11 protein-coding genes and 2 riboswitches are annotated in these 14,570 nt (G+C 58.6%); of the genes, 10 read left to right on the forward strand and 1 reads right to left on the reverse strand.

From position 1 onward, the window contains the following. Positions 1-51 precede the first annotated feature (51 nt). Positions 52-1,452, forward strand: coding sequence for an IS3 family transposase (locus ACQQCD_RS02020; RefSeq protein ID WP_430266734.1), 1,401 nt, complete (start codon positions 52-54; stop codon positions 1,450-1,452). A gap of 42 nt (positions 1,453-1,494) precedes the next feature. On the opposite strand, the gene ACQQCD_RS02025 is transcribed toward ACQQCD_RS02020, so the two are convergent. Further along, positions 1,495-2,664: an IS1249 family transposase gene (locus tag ACQQCD_RS02025; protein ID WP_430266735.1), complete on the reverse strand. Its 1,170-nt coding sequence runs from the start codon at positions 2,662-2,664 to the stop codon at positions 1,495-1,497. Between the two features lie 213 nt (positions 2,665-2,877). Here ACQQCD_RS02025 and ACQQCD_RS02030 point away from each other — a divergent pair, with 213 nt between their 5' ends. The 9 genes from ACQQCD_RS02030 to ACQQCD_RS02070 all read left to right on the forward strand — a co-directional run bounded on the left by ACQQCD_RS02030 (position 2,878) and on the right by ACQQCD_RS02070 (position 14,560). Next, entirely contained in the window at positions 2,878-3,357 is a 480-nt protein-coding gene (locus tag ACQQCD_RS02030; RefSeq protein WP_430266736.1) for a Dps family protein, read from the forward strand. Between the two features lie 143 nt (positions 3,358-3,500). Further along, positions 3,501-4,355, forward strand: a complete 855-nt coding sequence (locus tag ACQQCD_RS02035; RefSeq protein WP_430266737.1) for an SDR family oxidoreductase — start codon at positions 3,501-3,503, stop codon at positions 4,353-4,355. 79 nt (positions 4,356-4,434) lie between these two features. Continuing rightward, positions 4,435-4,533: riboswitch (glycine riboswitch) on the forward strand. Position 4,534: 1 nt separating this feature from the next. After that, positions 4,535-4,637, forward strand: a riboswitch (glycine riboswitch). Between the two features lie 52 nt (positions 4,638-4,689). After that, a complete protein-coding gene (gene gcvP, locus ACQQCD_RS02040; RefSeq protein ID WP_430266738.1) occupies positions 4,690-7,545 on the forward strand; it encodes an aminomethyl-transferring glycine dehydrogenase in 2,856 nt (951 codons plus the stop codon). An 11-nt stretch (positions 7,546-7,556) separates the two neighbouring features. Next, positions 7,557-8,681, forward strand: a complete 1,125-nt coding sequence (gcvT, locus tag ACQQCD_RS02045; protein ID WP_430266739.1) for a glycine cleavage system aminomethyltransferase GcvT — start codon at positions 7,557-7,559, stop codon at positions 8,679-8,681. Positions 8,682-8,698: 17 nt separating this feature from the next. Next, the gene (gcvH, locus tag ACQQCD_RS02050) at positions 8,699-9,082 is read left to right on the forward strand and encodes a glycine cleavage system protein GcvH (RefSeq protein ID WP_430266740.1); all 384 of its coding nucleotides are present in this window, start codon (positions 8,699-8,701) and stop codon (positions 9,080-9,082) included. Continuing rightward, positions 9,079-10,371: a serine hydroxymethyltransferase gene (gene glyA, locus ACQQCD_RS02055; RefSeq protein WP_430266741.1), complete on the forward strand. Its 1,293-nt coding sequence runs from the start codon at positions 9,079-9,081 to the stop codon at positions 10,369-10,371. Before gcvH ends, glyA begins: the two co-directional genes overlap by 4 nt. 89 nt (positions 10,372-10,460) lie before the next feature. Further along, positions 10,461-11,858 carry an L-serine ammonia-lyase gene (locus ACQQCD_RS02060; RefSeq protein ID WP_430266742.1) on the forward strand — a complete coding sequence of 466 codons (1,398 nt, stop codon included), beginning with the start codon at positions 10,461-10,463 and terminating at the stop codon, positions 11,856-11,858. Between the two features lie 62 nt (positions 11,859-11,920). Continuing rightward, positions 11,921-12,994 (forward strand): lipid II:glycine glycyltransferase FemX, encoded by a 1,074-nt coding sequence (locus ACQQCD_RS02065; protein WP_430266743.1) that lies wholly within the window; start codon positions 11,921-11,923, stop codon positions 12,992-12,994. A 78-nt stretch (positions 12,995-13,072) separates the two neighbouring features. Further along, the gene (locus tag ACQQCD_RS02070) at positions 13,073-14,560 is read left to right on the forward strand and encodes a threonine/serine ThrE exporter family protein (RefSeq protein WP_430266744.1); all 1,488 of its coding nucleotides are present in this window, start codon (positions 13,073-13,075) and stop codon (positions 14,558-14,560) included. Positions 14,561-14,570 lie beyond the last annotated feature (10 nt).

Here is a 14,570-nt window from a genome sequence, read left to right on the forward strand (position 1 = left end):
GGGGTTATAGGCAGAAAGGGGATGCGGACGGAATCTTGGAAGGTTTAGTCCATGAATGTCGCGTATACCACTGAACAGCGTCGCCATGCCTTGCGAACGTATAGCCGTATCCGTTCCGTGTCCAAGACCGTCCGGTTGCTCGGCTACCCGGGTCGGTGGACCTTACATTCGTGGATCAAGGCCGGGAAATCTGGTGCTCGCAGGCCCCGGAAACAGGCCAAAGTACTGCGTAGTTATGCGGTGGAGTTCAAACTATCGGCAGTGCGCATGCTCAGTGAGGGCAGGCCGGTCAAGGACATCGCGGACACTCTTGGCATGGTCACTGGTGCGGTCGTTTATAGTTGGGCGCAAACCTACCGTGAGCGTGGCGAATGGGGTCTGATGAGCAAGAAGGAACGCAGAACTCAACGTGAGTTTCCGACGCAGGCTTCCTTGGAAGCCTCGTTGCCAGATGATCCCGGGCAGTTGAAAGCTCTTGCCGCCAAATTGATGGTGGAGAAGGCGGTGATGCAGCATGAGCTGGACTTGATAAAAAAAGACGTGAGCGTGACGCCCGGTCGACTGAGCAACCTGATAAAGGCTGAGATCGCCGACGCGCTGCGCAACAAACTCCCATTCCGCATGATCCTGAATGTTCTGAAGCTGAGTGCTTCAAGTTTCTACTACCAGAGGCAAGTCTCAGCCCGGCCTGACAAGCATGCCGCCTTACGTGAGGCGATCCACGCACATGCTACTGAATCGCACTACACCTACGGTTATCGAAGGATCTGGTGGGCACTGCGTCACGATGGCGTCAAGGTCAGCGAGAAAGTGGTGCGCACGATCATCCGCGAGGACAAGATCCCGGTGCGTTACGCGAGGCGTAAACGGCGGTACTCCAGCTATCAAGGGGAAACATCCGCGGCACCGCCGAACTTGGTCAAGCGTAACTTTCACGCACCGTTACCCAGTCAGCTCTGGCTCACTGACATCACTGAGTTCTCGAGCGGTTCCGGGAAGGTATACCTCTCCGCGATCATCGATTGCTTTGACGGGCTCGTTGTTGGCTACAAAACGGGCCGCCATCCAACGCTGGAGATCGCTGACGAATCGTTGCAGCGAGCCTTCGCTGAGCACTACCAGTCGCACGACGGCAATCTGATCATCCATTCGGACCGGGGCACGCACTACCGAAGCTCAAGCTGGATCACAGCGACCCGCGACGCAAAGGCACGACGATCAATGTCTAAGAAAGGATGCTCACCAGATAACTCGGCCTGCGAGGGATTCTTCGGCCGGATGAAAAACGAAATGTACTACCACCGGACCTGGAACCGTGCCGACGAACTCGAACGAGCCATCAACGACTACATAGACTTCTACAACAACCAGCGCATCAAGACCAGCCTGGGTGGCATCAGCATCAAGAAACACCGGAAACGCCTAGCAGCCAGTGAACCCCGAACTGTCTAAAAAACAGTCCGCATCCCCAAATGTGTGTATGGGCCGGGAGTGTCATCGGTGGCTCCGTCCGCCCCAACCGTGCTGGATCCCGTTGCCGTCTTCCCAGCTGAACGCTGTCCCGTAGGTTTCGGGCTCCTCTAGTTCCGTTTCCTGGGTAGTGGTTTCCCTCGGCGGGTTCCAATGCTCGGCCCGGGCGAGAGTCCAAGGATCCACCGGGGTTTCGGTCAAAGAATTCAAGAGCCAGTCCACCGCAGTGCGTGCGTGTTCGGGCGGCAATCCACGATGCGTTCGCAAGAGTTCCTTGATCGCTTTGTTGGGCCCGCCCTCTAACGGTGACGTCGTTCGGTGGATCTTAGAACCATCAGCTGGTTTCAGGTCCGGGTCTAACCAAACGAACAGGTTCTGGTTCCGGATCAGCTGCCGGTAGAGGCCACGGGCCCTGCGTAAACGATCGTGAGTGAACCACCAAGAACGCGTCGGGGGAATTGTTGACGGCCGCTCCCCGCCAGCACGGGCATACGTTCGATGCTTCAAGAACTCGTCCCAATTCGCCTCCCACTGGGAGTACGCACTCAACCACGCCCGCCCCTGATCAAGGTCCTGCACCCGCATCAGCGCCTTCGTCAACGCCATTAGTTCTCGTCCAGCTGGTAGCCGGGGCGCGAACGTCAAGTGCCGGCGGGTGGCTTGAAAGACGTGAAAGAAACACCGTTGAACACTTGTTTCTGGCCAGTCTTCACGTAGTGCCGCGTGTAAACCAGTGCCACCGTCAACAATGGCAACCCGTGGTGCTGGGATCCTTTTCATCAGGGCCTGCCAGGCGATTTTCTTTTCTTGATCGCACCACTGCCAGTCCAGAACATGAGTGCCCGTGAACGCGATCAGCACGCACCACCCATTGAAATACGTGCCATCGAGCATGATCTGATCATGAACTTCACCCGTTGGAGCTGGCGGTGTTACCGGAATCTGCCAGCACCACTGCACTGCTGCCCTGAAAGACCGGCCAGTGCCACCAAACGAGGCCTGCGATCCCGAACCTAGTAACCAGGTAATGAACGCCCTTAGCTGGGCTTTACGGCTGATGTCTTCCCGATGCTGGGTACTGGAGGACCCACAGGATTTACATCGCCAACGGGTACGCCCAGCAGTGGTCTTGCCGTTCTTGACGAGCTTGGAATCGCATACACCACACCGCGGATTATTCGTTGCAACAGGCACTCCACATGCTCCCAAAGCATGTGGACCCCCGCATTCATCAACCCACCAAAGGGAACCAAGCCAATCCTGTACACACTTCTATGCCTATAACCCTTAAACGGGTTAAGCAGGCGGCGAACGCCTAGAGCCAAGCACCCTCATTTCCGTTAGCCTCGAAGTGTTGGAACGTATTCATCGGACCATGCAGTAATCGGACTAATAAGAGGAGTCATCATGAAAGCTTCACCGACACTGACCAACAACCTTCAGGCCGTTCTGGCTGACTTGATTGAGCTTCACCTCCAAGGCAAGCAAGCACACTGGAACATCGTGGGCGCCAACTTCCGCGACCTTCACCTGCAGCTAGACGAAGTGATCGCCGATGCCCGAACTTTCACCGATGAAATTGCTGAGCGCATGCGTGCCCTTCATGCAGTTCCGGACGGTCGCAGCGCCTCCGTAGCTAAAACCACTTCGATCGAACCGTTCCCGGACGGCCTCATCAACACCAAGGACGCCGTGGACCGGGTTGTTGCCGCCCTCGAGGCTACTGTGGGCACAGTCCGCAAGGTCCACGACCAGGTTGATGAAGAGGATCCCACCTCGGCTGACTTGCTGCACGCCGTGATCGCCAAGCTTGAGCAGTACGCGTGGATGATCGGGGCGGAAAACATGAAGACCAACACCTCAGTCACCACCCCGGATCACAAGTAAAACCCGGATCACAAGTAAAAACAGCAAAATTACGACGGCGACACTCGGCCAGGAATCCCCGTGGACTCCCAGCCGGGTGCCGCTGTTCTGAGGCGCAGAAATCGCTGCGCTTACCTCCCTGAAAGTGGGAGTAGCATCGGCGTATGAGCTCTCTACCGGCACTTGCAATCACTGGTTCCACTGGTCAATTGGGTGGGGCTGTTGCACGTATTTTGGCTGACGCAGGCGTTGCGCAACGGTTACTGGTCCGGGACCACTCGCGGGCACCTCAACTTCCTGGGGCAGAAGCCGTCCTGGTGAATTATTCGGACACCACTTTCACTCAAGAGGCGCTGGCCGGGGCCAAAACGTTGTTCTTTGTTTCCGCTGCCGAGGCTGAGGACCGGCTCCAACAACACTTCAACGTGGTGGACGCCGCCGCGGCTGCAGGGGTGGAACACATGGTGTACACCTCATTTTTTGGTGCGGCACCTGATGCCACCTTCACACTAGGCAGAGACCACTATGCCACCGAGGAGCACATCCGGAACTCGGGTATGGCGTATACCTTTTTACGGGATAACTTCTACATCGACTTCTTCGCAGCCCTTGCCGGAGAAGACGGCGTGATCCGCGGCCCAGCGGGCAGCGGAACCGTAGCGGCAGTGACGCGTGCGGACGTAGCGGAAGTAGCCGCCGTCGTACTTCAAAACCCAAGCCAGCACCGCAACCGCACTTACAGTCTCACCGGGCCCGAGGAGCTCACGCTCGGTGAGGTGGCAGAAATTCTTAGTGCCGAAACAGGCCAGCAGGTGCGTTATCACAACGAAACGGTGGACGAAGCGTACGAGTCTCGCGCTTCCTACAGCGCACCGCCGTGGCAACTTGACGCGTGGGTGAGCACCTACACTGCCATTGCGAATGGCGAGCTGTCCGGCACCACCACAGACGTTTTTGACATCACCGGACATCGTCCGCGGAGTCTGCGGGAATTCCTTCAAGACGAGGGGCAAAACTAGAGCTTCCGCGGTTTGCTGTGGGACCTGTGGTGTAGGACAATAGAAGCTGTGACTACGGTCACCCAACTGAATATGCCAGTGATCTGCGGCGGGAGAGTCCTGCAAGTAGGTACATGCAGGCGCCGTAGGAGCAATACCTCCCCAGGAATCTCTCAGGCCCATGTACCGCCGCGGCAAGGCAACTCTGGAAAGTAGTCAGGCGTCAGCCGTGGCTCACCGACGGTGCAAGCGATAGGTCTAAGACCCCGCGGAATCTCTCAGGTCCAATACAGAGCGGGGAGGAACCACCATCGCTGTGGCGTATCCTGCGCCGCCCAAGTATTGGAGTTCCTTCGTGACGGTTAGTTCCACCTCCACCACCTTCGTAGACCGCCATATTGGTGCCCGGCGCGAAGCTGACATCAACACCATGCTCAAGGCTGTTGGCCACAGCAGTGTCGACTCGCTTGTGGACACTGCAGTGCCCAAGGACATCCGCCAAGAAGTGGCTCTGACCTTGCAAGACGCCCTGAGTGAAGTTGAAGTTTTGGAAGGTCTGCGCAAGCTTGCCAGCAAGAACAAAACCGCCGTTCAGCTGATTGGCCAGGGCTACTACAACACCGTCACGCCCGCCGTGATCCGCCGCAACATCCTCGAAGCCCCCGCCTGGTACACGGCTTACACTCCGTACCAGCCCGAGATTTCTCAGGGCCGCCTCGAAGCACTCCTGAACTTCCAGACCATGGTCCAAGACTTGGTGGGCCTGCCGATCGCTAACGCCTCCCTGCTGGATGAAGCCACCGCCGTGGCCGAGGCAGTGCTCTTGATGCGCCGGGCCAACAAAAATAAGGACGCCAAGGACGGCAAAACCGTTCTGGACGCTGATCTGCTGCCGCAGACCATCGCCATTGTTCAGGGCCGTGCCGAAGCCTTGGGTTTCGAGGTGGAGGTCGCTGACCTTTCCACCGGACTGCCCGAGGGCGCCATCAACGGCATCGTTCTTCAGCAGCCCGGCGTTTCCGGCCACGTGTTTGACCACGCCCCGGTGATCGCCGCTGCCAAAGAACGTGGCGCTATGGTCACTGTTGCCGCCGATCTGCTTTCCCTCACATTGATCACCCCTCCCGGTGAGCAGGGCGCAGACGTTGCAGTGGGTTCCGCTCAGCGCTTGGGTGTTCCTTTGTTCTTTGGTGGCCCGCACGCCGCCTACATGGCGGTTCAAAAGGGACTTGAGCGTTCCATGCCGGGCCGCCTGGTGGGCGTTTCCAAGGACGACGCCGGAACCCCCGCCTACCGCTTGGCGCTGCAGACCCGCGAGCAGCACATTCGCCGTGAAAAGGCCACGTCCAACATCTGCACCGCGCAAGCGCTGCTGGCTATTGTGTCCTCCTTCTACGCTGTGTATCACGGCCCGGACGGGCTCAAAGCGATCGCCGAGACCACCCACAACCATGCACGGAGCCTCGCCACCGCGCTGCGGGCTGCTGGTCTGGAACTGGCTCACACAAGCTTCTTTGACACCCTCACGGTGAAGGTTCCCGGCAAGGGCGCCCAGATCATTGCGGACGCCGAAGCCAAAGGCCTGAACCTGCGCCCCATTGACGCTGACACAGTGGGCATCTCGGTTGACGAGACCACCACTGAGCAAATTGTTGCAGCAGTCGCTGAAGTGTTTGGCGCAACGGTTGACGCTCACAAGATGAGCGAAGAATTTTCCCTAGCTTCCGGCGTCGAACGTGTCTCTGACTATCTTCAGCACCCGGTCTTCAACACGCACCGCTCCGAAACCCAGCTCCTTCGCTACATTCGCAAGCTCTCCGACCGTGACTTGGCACTGGACCGCACCATGATCCCGCTGGGTTCGTGCACCATGAAGCTCAATGCCACGGCCGAGATGGAAGCAATCAGCTGGCCCGAGTTCGCTTCGATCCACCCCTTCGCCCCGGAATCCCAGACCGAGGGATGGCGTGAACTGATCGACGGGCTTGAAGCTGACCTCGCTGAAATCACTGGCTACGATCAGGTCTCCATCCAGCCGAACGCTGGCTCACAGGGCGAGCTCGCCGGCCTGCTGGCCATCCGTGGATACCACCGCTCCCGTGGCGACGAACAGCGCAACATTTGCCTCATCCCAGCCTCCGCGCACGGCACCAACGCTGCCTCCGCGGTGCTCGCCGGAATGAAGGTTGTGGTGGTGGCTACCGCCGCCGACGGCACCATCGATCACGCTGATTTGAAAGCAAAAATTGAGGCCAACAAGGACGTCCTTGCGGCGATTATGATCACCTACCCGTCCACTCACGGTGTGTACGACGCCGATGTGCGCGAAGTGTGCGACGCCGTCCACGCCGCTGGTGGTCAGGTGTACATCGACGGCGCTAACCTCAACGCGCTGGTCGGTTTGGCCCAGCCTGGCAAGTTTGGCGGCGACGTCTCCCACCTGAACCTGCACAAGACGTTCTGCATCCCACACGGTGGTGGTGGACCCGGCGTTGGCCCGGTTGCCGCAAAGGCCCACTTGGCTCCCTTTATGCCGGGTAACGCAGCGGATGCAGCCAACGGTGAATCCGGTACGCCGATCTCCGCTTCACGCTACGGCTCTGCCGGAGTGCTGCCGATTTCCTGGGCTTACGTGAAGCTAATGGGCGGTGCCGGTTTGACCGAAGCCACCAAGTCAGCACTGCTCGCAGCTAACTACATTGCCGCACGCTTGAACGAGCACTTCCCGGTCCTTTACACGGGTGAAGGCGGACTCGTAGCTCACGAGTGCATCCTTGACCTGCGCGAACTCACCGCCAAAACGGGCGTCACAGCCGAGGACGTGGCCAAGCGGCTCATCGACTACGGTTTCCACGCACCGACCCTCGCGTTCCCGGTAGCCGGAACTCTGATGGTGGAGCCCACAGAATCCGAAGACCTCGGCGAGATTGACCGGTTTATCACCGCCATGATCTCCATCAAGGGCGAGATTGACCAAGTGCTGCACAACGAGTTCACCCTCGAGGACAGCCCGCTGCGCAACGCACCGCACACGGCCGCAGCAGTGGTGTCCTCCGATTGGAACCGCAGCTACCCGCGCGAACAGGCTGCCTTCCCGGTTCACTCGCTCAAACAGGACAAGTACTTCCCGCCGGTTGGCCGCATCGATGGCGCGGCCGGTGACCGCAACCTGGTCTGCTCTTGCCCGCCTCTCTCCGACTTCGAAGACTAAGGATCCCCAACATGACTGAGAATCACACAGCCCTGTACTCCGAACACGAAAAAGCCGGAGCCTCCTTCACTGACTTCGGTGGCTGGCAAATGCCACTGAAGTACGGCTCCGAACTGGCCGAGCACCACGCAGTACGCAAAGCAGCTGGCCTCTTTGACCTCTCCCACATGGGCGAAGTGTGGGTCAGCGGCCCGGATGCAGGCGCATTCCTTGACTATGCGCTCGTGGGTAAGCTCTCCGCCGTCGCCGTGGGCAAGGCTAAGTACTCGCTGATTTGCGCCGAGGACGGCGGCATCATTGATGACCTGATCTCTTACCGCCGCGCTGATGACAACTACCTCGTGGTGCCCAACGCTGGCAACGCCAAAGTAGTGGCGGAAGCGCTCGCCGAGCGTGCAGCAAATTTTGACGTGCAGGTTCGGGATGCCTCGGCAGAAACCTCGCTGATAGCGGTTCAGGGACCCAATGCTGAAGCCATTTTGCTGAGCCTGATCCCGGCAGCTCAACACTCACTGATTACCGAGCTGAAGTACTACGCCGCCGTTGAGGTGGGCATTTTGTTCAACGGTGGCTCGCAGAACTTGCTGGTAGCTCGCACGGGTTACACCGGTGAGGACGGCTTTGAAATCTATGTTGCCAACCAGGACGCTGCAGCCTTGTGGCAGGCACTCTTGGCTACCGGGGCGGACCACGGTCTCATCCCGGCAGGCCTCGCATCCCGCGACTCATTGCGCCTGGAAGCCGGAATGCCGCTTTACGGCAATGAGCTCTCGCTCCAGCGCACTCCCTTTGACGCCGGGCTGGGTCCGGTAGTTGCGCTGAAGTCCAAAGAAGGCGACTTTGTGGGACGGGCTGCGTTGGAAGCGGCGAAGGAAGCCGGTTCCGCTCAGGTTCTGGTGGGTCTGAAGGGCTTGGGTCGCCGTGCCGGACGTGGGCACTACCCGGTGACCAAGGATGGTGTCACAGTAGGTGAAGTGACTTCTGGCCAGCCGAGCCCCACCTTGGGCTACCCCGTAGCCTTGGCATACGTGGATGCCGAGTACGCCGAAGTTGGCACAGCATTAGACATCGATTTGCGTGGAAAGTCCGAGCCTTTTGAGGTTGTGGCTTTGCCGTTCTACAAGCGTCAGAAATAGAAAAGGACCGAACTGTTATGGCAAAAGTTGCACCGGAACTCCAGTACTCCGACGAACACGAATGGGTGGCCCGCGAGGCTGACAACGTAGTGAGCATCGGCATTTCTGCGATCGCCACAGACGCCTTGGGTGACATTGTGTACGTGGATCTGCCGGAAATTGGTTCTTCCGTTACTGCCGGGGAAACCTGCGGCGAGGTGGAATCCACCAAGTCCGTCTCTGATCTGTACGCCCCCGTCACCGGCGAAGTCACGGAGATCAACTCTGCAGTGATTGATGACCCTGCATTGATCAATAATGACCCCTATGGCGCTGGCTGGCTGTTCAAGGTTGCAGCCACCGAGGATGGTCCTTTGCTTTCCGCACAGGAGTACGCCTCCAAAAACGGTGGCGAACTGTGACCACCTTTGAGCAGGTTGTAGCGCCGTCGCTCGACGCGCAACTGAGCGATCTGGATCCGGAAATTTCGGTCAAGATCAACGATGAATTGGCTCGCCAGCGCGGTGGTCTAGAAATGATCGCCTCGGAGAACCACACGGCTGTTGCCGTGATGCAGGCCCAGGGCTCGGTGCTGACCAACAAATACGCCGAGGGTTACCCGGGGAAACGCTACTACGGTGGTTGTGAGCACGTTGATGTGGTGGAGCAGCTTGCCATTGACCGTGTGAAAGCGCTTTTTGGTGCCGAGTTCGCCAATGTCCAGCCGCACTCCGGCGCGCAGGCCAACGCAGCCGTGATGCATGCGCTGATCAAACCGGGAGACACCATCATGGGCCTGAACTTGGCTCACGGCGGTCACCTTACCCACGGTATGCGGATTAACTTCTCCGGCCGGCTCTACAACGTGGTTCCCTACGGTGTTCGCGAGGACACCCACACGGTGGACATGGCTGAAGTGGCGCGCTTGGCTCAAGAACACAAGCCGGCATTGATTGTTGCCGGTTGGTCTGCGTATGCCCGCCAGCTGGACTTTGCCGAGTTCCGCAGGATTGCAGATGCTGTGGGCGCCTACTTGATGGTGGACATGGCTCACTTCGCCGGGCTGGTTGCTGCGGGCCTGCACCCTTCACCGGTGCCGCACGCTCACGTGACCACTTCCACCACTCACAAGACTTTGGCCGGTCCCCGTGGCGGAATTATCCTCTCCAACGATCCTGACATAGCTAAGAAGATCAACTCTGCAGTGTTCCCCGGCCAGCAGGGTGGCCCCTTGGAGCACGTGATTGCCGGTAAAGCTGTGGCATTCAAGATTGCTGCATTGCCCGAGTTCAAGGAACGCCAAGAACGAGTGCTTCTGGGCGCCCGTATTTTGGCCGATCGTCTCATCCAGGACGATGTTGCGTCCAAGGGCATCTCGGTGATCTCCGGTGGCACGGATGTTCACTTGGTGCTGGTTGATCTGCGAAATTGTGACTTGGACGGTCAGCAGGCCGAGGATCGTCTCGCGGAAATCGACATCACGGTCAACCGCAACGCTGTACCTTTCGATCCGCGCCCGCCGATGGTCACCTCCGGTTTGCGTATCGGAACGCCTGCGTTGGCGACCCGCGGCTTCGGCGAAGCGGCTTTTGTGGAAGTTGCTGACATCATTGCTGAGGCGCTAATGGCCGACGCCGGAACGGACCTTTCGGGGCTCCGTCACCGTGTGGAGGTACTCGCCGCCGCGCATCCGCTGTACCCAGGGCTCTAGCAGCCCCCGAGTTGGCACTTCGCGCGCATGTTTCCTCGAAACACCCGCGCGAAGTGCCAACTCGATCAAATATTTAGTAAGGAAATCACATGGCCGTTGGCGTCTTCGATCTGTTTTCGATCGGAATTGGTCCGTCCAGTTCTCACACCGTTGGTCCCATGCGGGCCGCCGCGGTGTTCGCAAGCGAGCTCAAAGACAAAGGCGTCCTAGAAAACGTGGCTTCGCTGCGCGTGGACTTATATGGCTCGCTCGCTGCCACGGGCAAAGGCCACGGGACCATGACCGCCGTGCTGCTGGGCCTTGAGGGCTTTTATCCGGACTTGATCCTCCCCGAAGAGGTGGAGGAACGTCTGGCTGCGATTGAATCCAGCGGGGAACTGCAGCTAGGCGGCTCACAAACCCTCGCCTACAGTGTGCCGGACATGATCCTGCACCCGCTCACAGTGCTGGCACGCCACACTAACGGGATGAAGTTCGCGGTCACTGATGCTGCGGGCGAAGTACTTCACGAGGCCACCTTTTTCTCGGTGGGTGGCGGTTTTATTGTTCGCGAAGGCGAAGAAGATGCGGCCCTCAAAGAGCTGGCGGAGTCCAAAAAAGAACTGCCACTGCCGTTCCGCACCGCAGCAGAACTCTTGGGCCGTTGTTCGTCCAAGGGACTGGGCATCTCGGACATTATGTACATCAACGAACGCGCGTCCCGCACGGATGAAGAAATTCGTGAGGGGCTCCTGCACATCTATTCGGTGATGGAAGCCTGTGTTGAAAAGAGCATCAAACGCGAAGGCTTGCTACCCGGCGGACTGAAAGTTCGTCGTCGTGCTCCGGACTGGCACATCCGCCTACTCAAGGAGGACAAGGACCGGGATCCCAAGTATTGGCAAGAGTGGGTTAACTTGGTGGCGCTGGCTGTCAACGAGGAAAACGCCTCGGGCGGACGAGTGGTGACTGCCCCTACCAACGGCGCCGCTGGCATCATCCCTGCCGTCTTGTACTACGCCTTGCACTTTGCCCCCGGTATGGAAAACGCCACTCAAGCAGACCGCGACGACGTGGTGATCAAGTTCCTGCTCACGGCTGGTGCTATCGGGGTGCTTTACAAGGAACAGGCGTCCATTTCTGGCGCCGAGGTTGGTTGCCAGGGTGAGGTGGGTTCAGCCTCGTCCATGGCTGCTGCAGGGCTCGCCGAGGTTATGGGCGGTACTCCGGCGCAAGTAGAAAACGCTGCCGAAATTGCCATGGAACACAACCTTGGCCTCACGTGTGATCCCATCGGCGGGCTGGTCCAAGTTCCGTGCATCGAACGCAACGCCATTGCTGCAGCGAAAGCTATCAATGCCGCCAAAATGGCACTCTGGGGGGACGGCTCACACAGGGTCTCCTTGGATGAAGTGATCATCACTATGCGTGAGACCGGCAAGGACATGAGCTCCAAGTACAAGGAAACTGCGATGGGCGGCTTGGCCGTGAACGTCGTGGAGTGCTGAGACTCGCCAGATAGACTGGCAGCTGTATTCACCTGCCGCTGCTACGAACGGACACTGCACCCTTGCGCGAAATTACCGCCCGTTTTGCTTCCGCTGAGGAAATCAAGAACTGGGACTCCCACGTTATTGCCAACCCCAATGGCGGCAACTTGCTGCAGTCTGAAGCGTTCGCCGAGGTTAAACAGCACTTCGGTTGGAAGCCGCTCTACATGGTCTACGAAGGCGCAAAATACACCAGCTACAACCTAGTGCTGGAGAAGTCCTTCCCGGTCATCGGCAAGCTGTGGTACATGATCAAAGGCCCGGACGTGGCTCACGTGGAGGACATCCCCGCGATCCTCAAAGCCAATGCAGCGTTTGTTCGCCGCGCACGGCTAGGCGTTTTTGCCATCAAAATTGAGCCGGACATCATTAAATCCCCAGAGGCTCAGGCAGTCCTTGAGGGTGCCGGTTTGATCAAAACGCACAATCTGCAGCCCAACGATTCCACAGCCCTGTTGGATATCACGCCTGAAGATAATCAGCTTCTGCGCAACTTGCACAGCCGGGGCCGCAACGCCGTGCGCCGCGCAATCCGTGAGGGCGTAGAAGTGCGCAACATGGAACCCACCGACGCAAACTTCCGCTCCATGTATGCGCTGATGACCAATACGGTGGAGGCTAAGTCGCAGGTGCGGGTTCGCGAATACGGGTATTACAAACAGTTTTGGACCAACTTCATCAAACGCGATCAGGGCCGCTTGCTGTTCGTTTTTGAAAACGGTGTGCCTTCGGTAGGTGCCTTTGTCATCAACTATGGCCGCAAGGGAACCTACAAGGACGGTGGCTCGCTCCAGAAACGCAGCCAGTACGGCGACTCCCACCTGGTCCAATGGACGGCCATCAACCAGCTCAAAGAGCTTGGCTGCACAGAGTATGACTTCTGTGGAACCCCGCCCAGCGACCAGCTCAAGGACACCTCCAACCCCTTCCATGGTTTGGGGCTGTTCAAGACCAGCTTCTCTAAAACCGTCACGGATTTTGTGGGCTGCTATGACCAAGTCCTGAGCCCCATCAAATACAAGGCGTGGACAGCGGGAGCCGAACGAGTGGCCCGTCAGCTGTACACACGCCGCACCGGCAAGCAGTTCTACTAAAGCTGCCACCTAGCTTCTGCAAAGGAACCGCGGCTAGGGTAAAACACTTGGCATCGGACTAGTGGCGAGGAGGGCTTAATGGCGATTGATTCAACGGGTAGTGAACAGAACCCGCAAACTGACGGTCTGCCCAAGACCGAGCCCCTAACGCCGTCGCAAATTCGAGCCAATGCCTCTGCCCGCCGTATGTTGCGCCGTCTAGTCCAAGGCGAGCACCCACCCACGGCACCTTTGAGCATTGTGGACCGCCTCGCCGGCAGCCCCTACGCGAACCCGACTATTCAGGTCAGCGGTATTGATGCCTCGGCCCGCAAAACCATCGACTTTGCGCTGCACCTAGCTGAGACCATGTTCCGTTACGGTGCTGGTGCTTTGGAAGTGGAGACTTCCATCATTGCTGTCACAGCGGCGTTGGGGCTGAAGAACATCGAAGTGGACATCACCAACCAATCGGTGGCCATCAACCATGCGCCAAAGGACCAAACTCCTATCTCACTTTTGCGTGTGGTGCGCTCATGGACCAACAACTACGCCGGCCTGGCAGAAGTTCACCAGCTGGTCACTGACATTATTGCCGGGGGTGTGGGCCGGGCCGAGGCGGTCAAGCGACTCGACACCATCACGCGCAGCACCAAACCGTTCCCGCGCTGGATGGTCACCATGGCCTTCGGTGTGTTCGCGGCGGTCATTGTTGGTGTGCTCGGTGGTGGGATTGGTGCATCGGCCATCGCCTTTGTCTCCAACCTCGCGGTGAGCCTTTTGGCCCGGCAACTGGCCAAATGGCGTGTTCCGGACTTTTTTATTACTTCCGCATGCTCATTTTTGGTGACCTTTATTGCGCTGCTGTTGTGGCGTCTAGGCCTGGGTATTCCACCATCCATTGTGGTGGTGGGCGGTATCTTGCTGCTTTTGCCCACTGGTCGGCTGGTCTCTTCGGTGCAAGATGCGATTAACGGCTTCCCGGTGACAGCTGCCGGACGGTTTTTGTCCACGATGCTTACCTTTGGTGCGTTGGTGGCTGGAATCGCTGTGGCATTTGTTCTGGGCGATATGACCGGTATGGCTGAGATTGACGTGACGGCAACCTTCCCACCTGCCTACCCGTTCTGGGTTTTAGTGGGTTTTGTAGCCATCGCCGTTGTGGCAATTGGTATCACCGAGCAGACCTCGTGGAAGCTTTTATTGCCTACCGCAGCTGTGGGTGTGGTGGGTTACTTGGTCCTGGAGGGTGCCCTGTTGATCGGCATTGGGGACCGGCTTTCACCGGCCGTTTCCGCCGTGGTGATCGGCATTTTGGCTCGCGTTTTTGCCTTGCGGATGGGTGCCCCACAGCTGGTGGTTGCCGTCCCTGCCGCCTTGATTTTGCTGCCCGGATTAAAGATATTCCGTTCCATGTATGTTTTGACGATCGCGGAATCGAACATCCTTTCCGGCACTGGCGGTATGGTCAACGCAGGCGCCATAGTGCTCGGCGTTGCAGCGGGAGTTGTGCTCGGTGACAGCCTGGCACGCCCCATGACCAAGGGCCTTGGAAGTAATGAACGACGGCGGATTCGCCGCCGCTAGCGTCTGGTTC

Source organism: Pseudarthrobacter sp. J1763, from assembly GCF_050490295.1.
Taxonomy (GTDB): domain Bacteria; phylum Actinomycetota; class Actinomycetes; order Actinomycetales; family Micrococcaceae; genus JBNPEO01.

Coding starts and splice junctions, on each gene's coding strand:
- ACQQCD_RS02030 (WP_430266736.1), top strand. CDS start 2,878: ATGAAAGCTTCACCGACACTGACCAACAACCTTCAGGCCGTTCTGGCT.
- ACQQCD_RS02020 (WP_430266734.1), top strand. CDS start 52: ATGAATGTCGCGTATACCACTGAACAGCGTCGCCATGCCTTGCGAACG.
- ACQQCD_RS02035 (WP_430266737.1), top strand. CDS start 3,501: ATGAGCTCTCTACCGGCACTTGCAATCACTGGTTCCACTGGTCAATTG.
- gcvH (WP_430266740.1), top strand. CDS start 8,699: ATGGCAAAAGTTGCACCGGAACTCCAGTACTCCGACGAACACGAATGG.
- gcvT (WP_430266739.1), top strand. CDS start 7,557: ATGACTGAGAATCACACAGCCCTGTACTCCGAACACGAAAAAGCCGGA.
- ACQQCD_RS02070 (WP_430266744.1), top strand. CDS start 13,073: ATGGCGATTGATTCAACGGGTAGTGAACAGAACCCGCAAACTGACGGT.
- ACQQCD_RS02060 (WP_430266742.1), top strand. CDS start 10,461: ATGGCCGTTGGCGTCTTCGATCTGTTTTCGATCGGAATTGGTCCGTCC.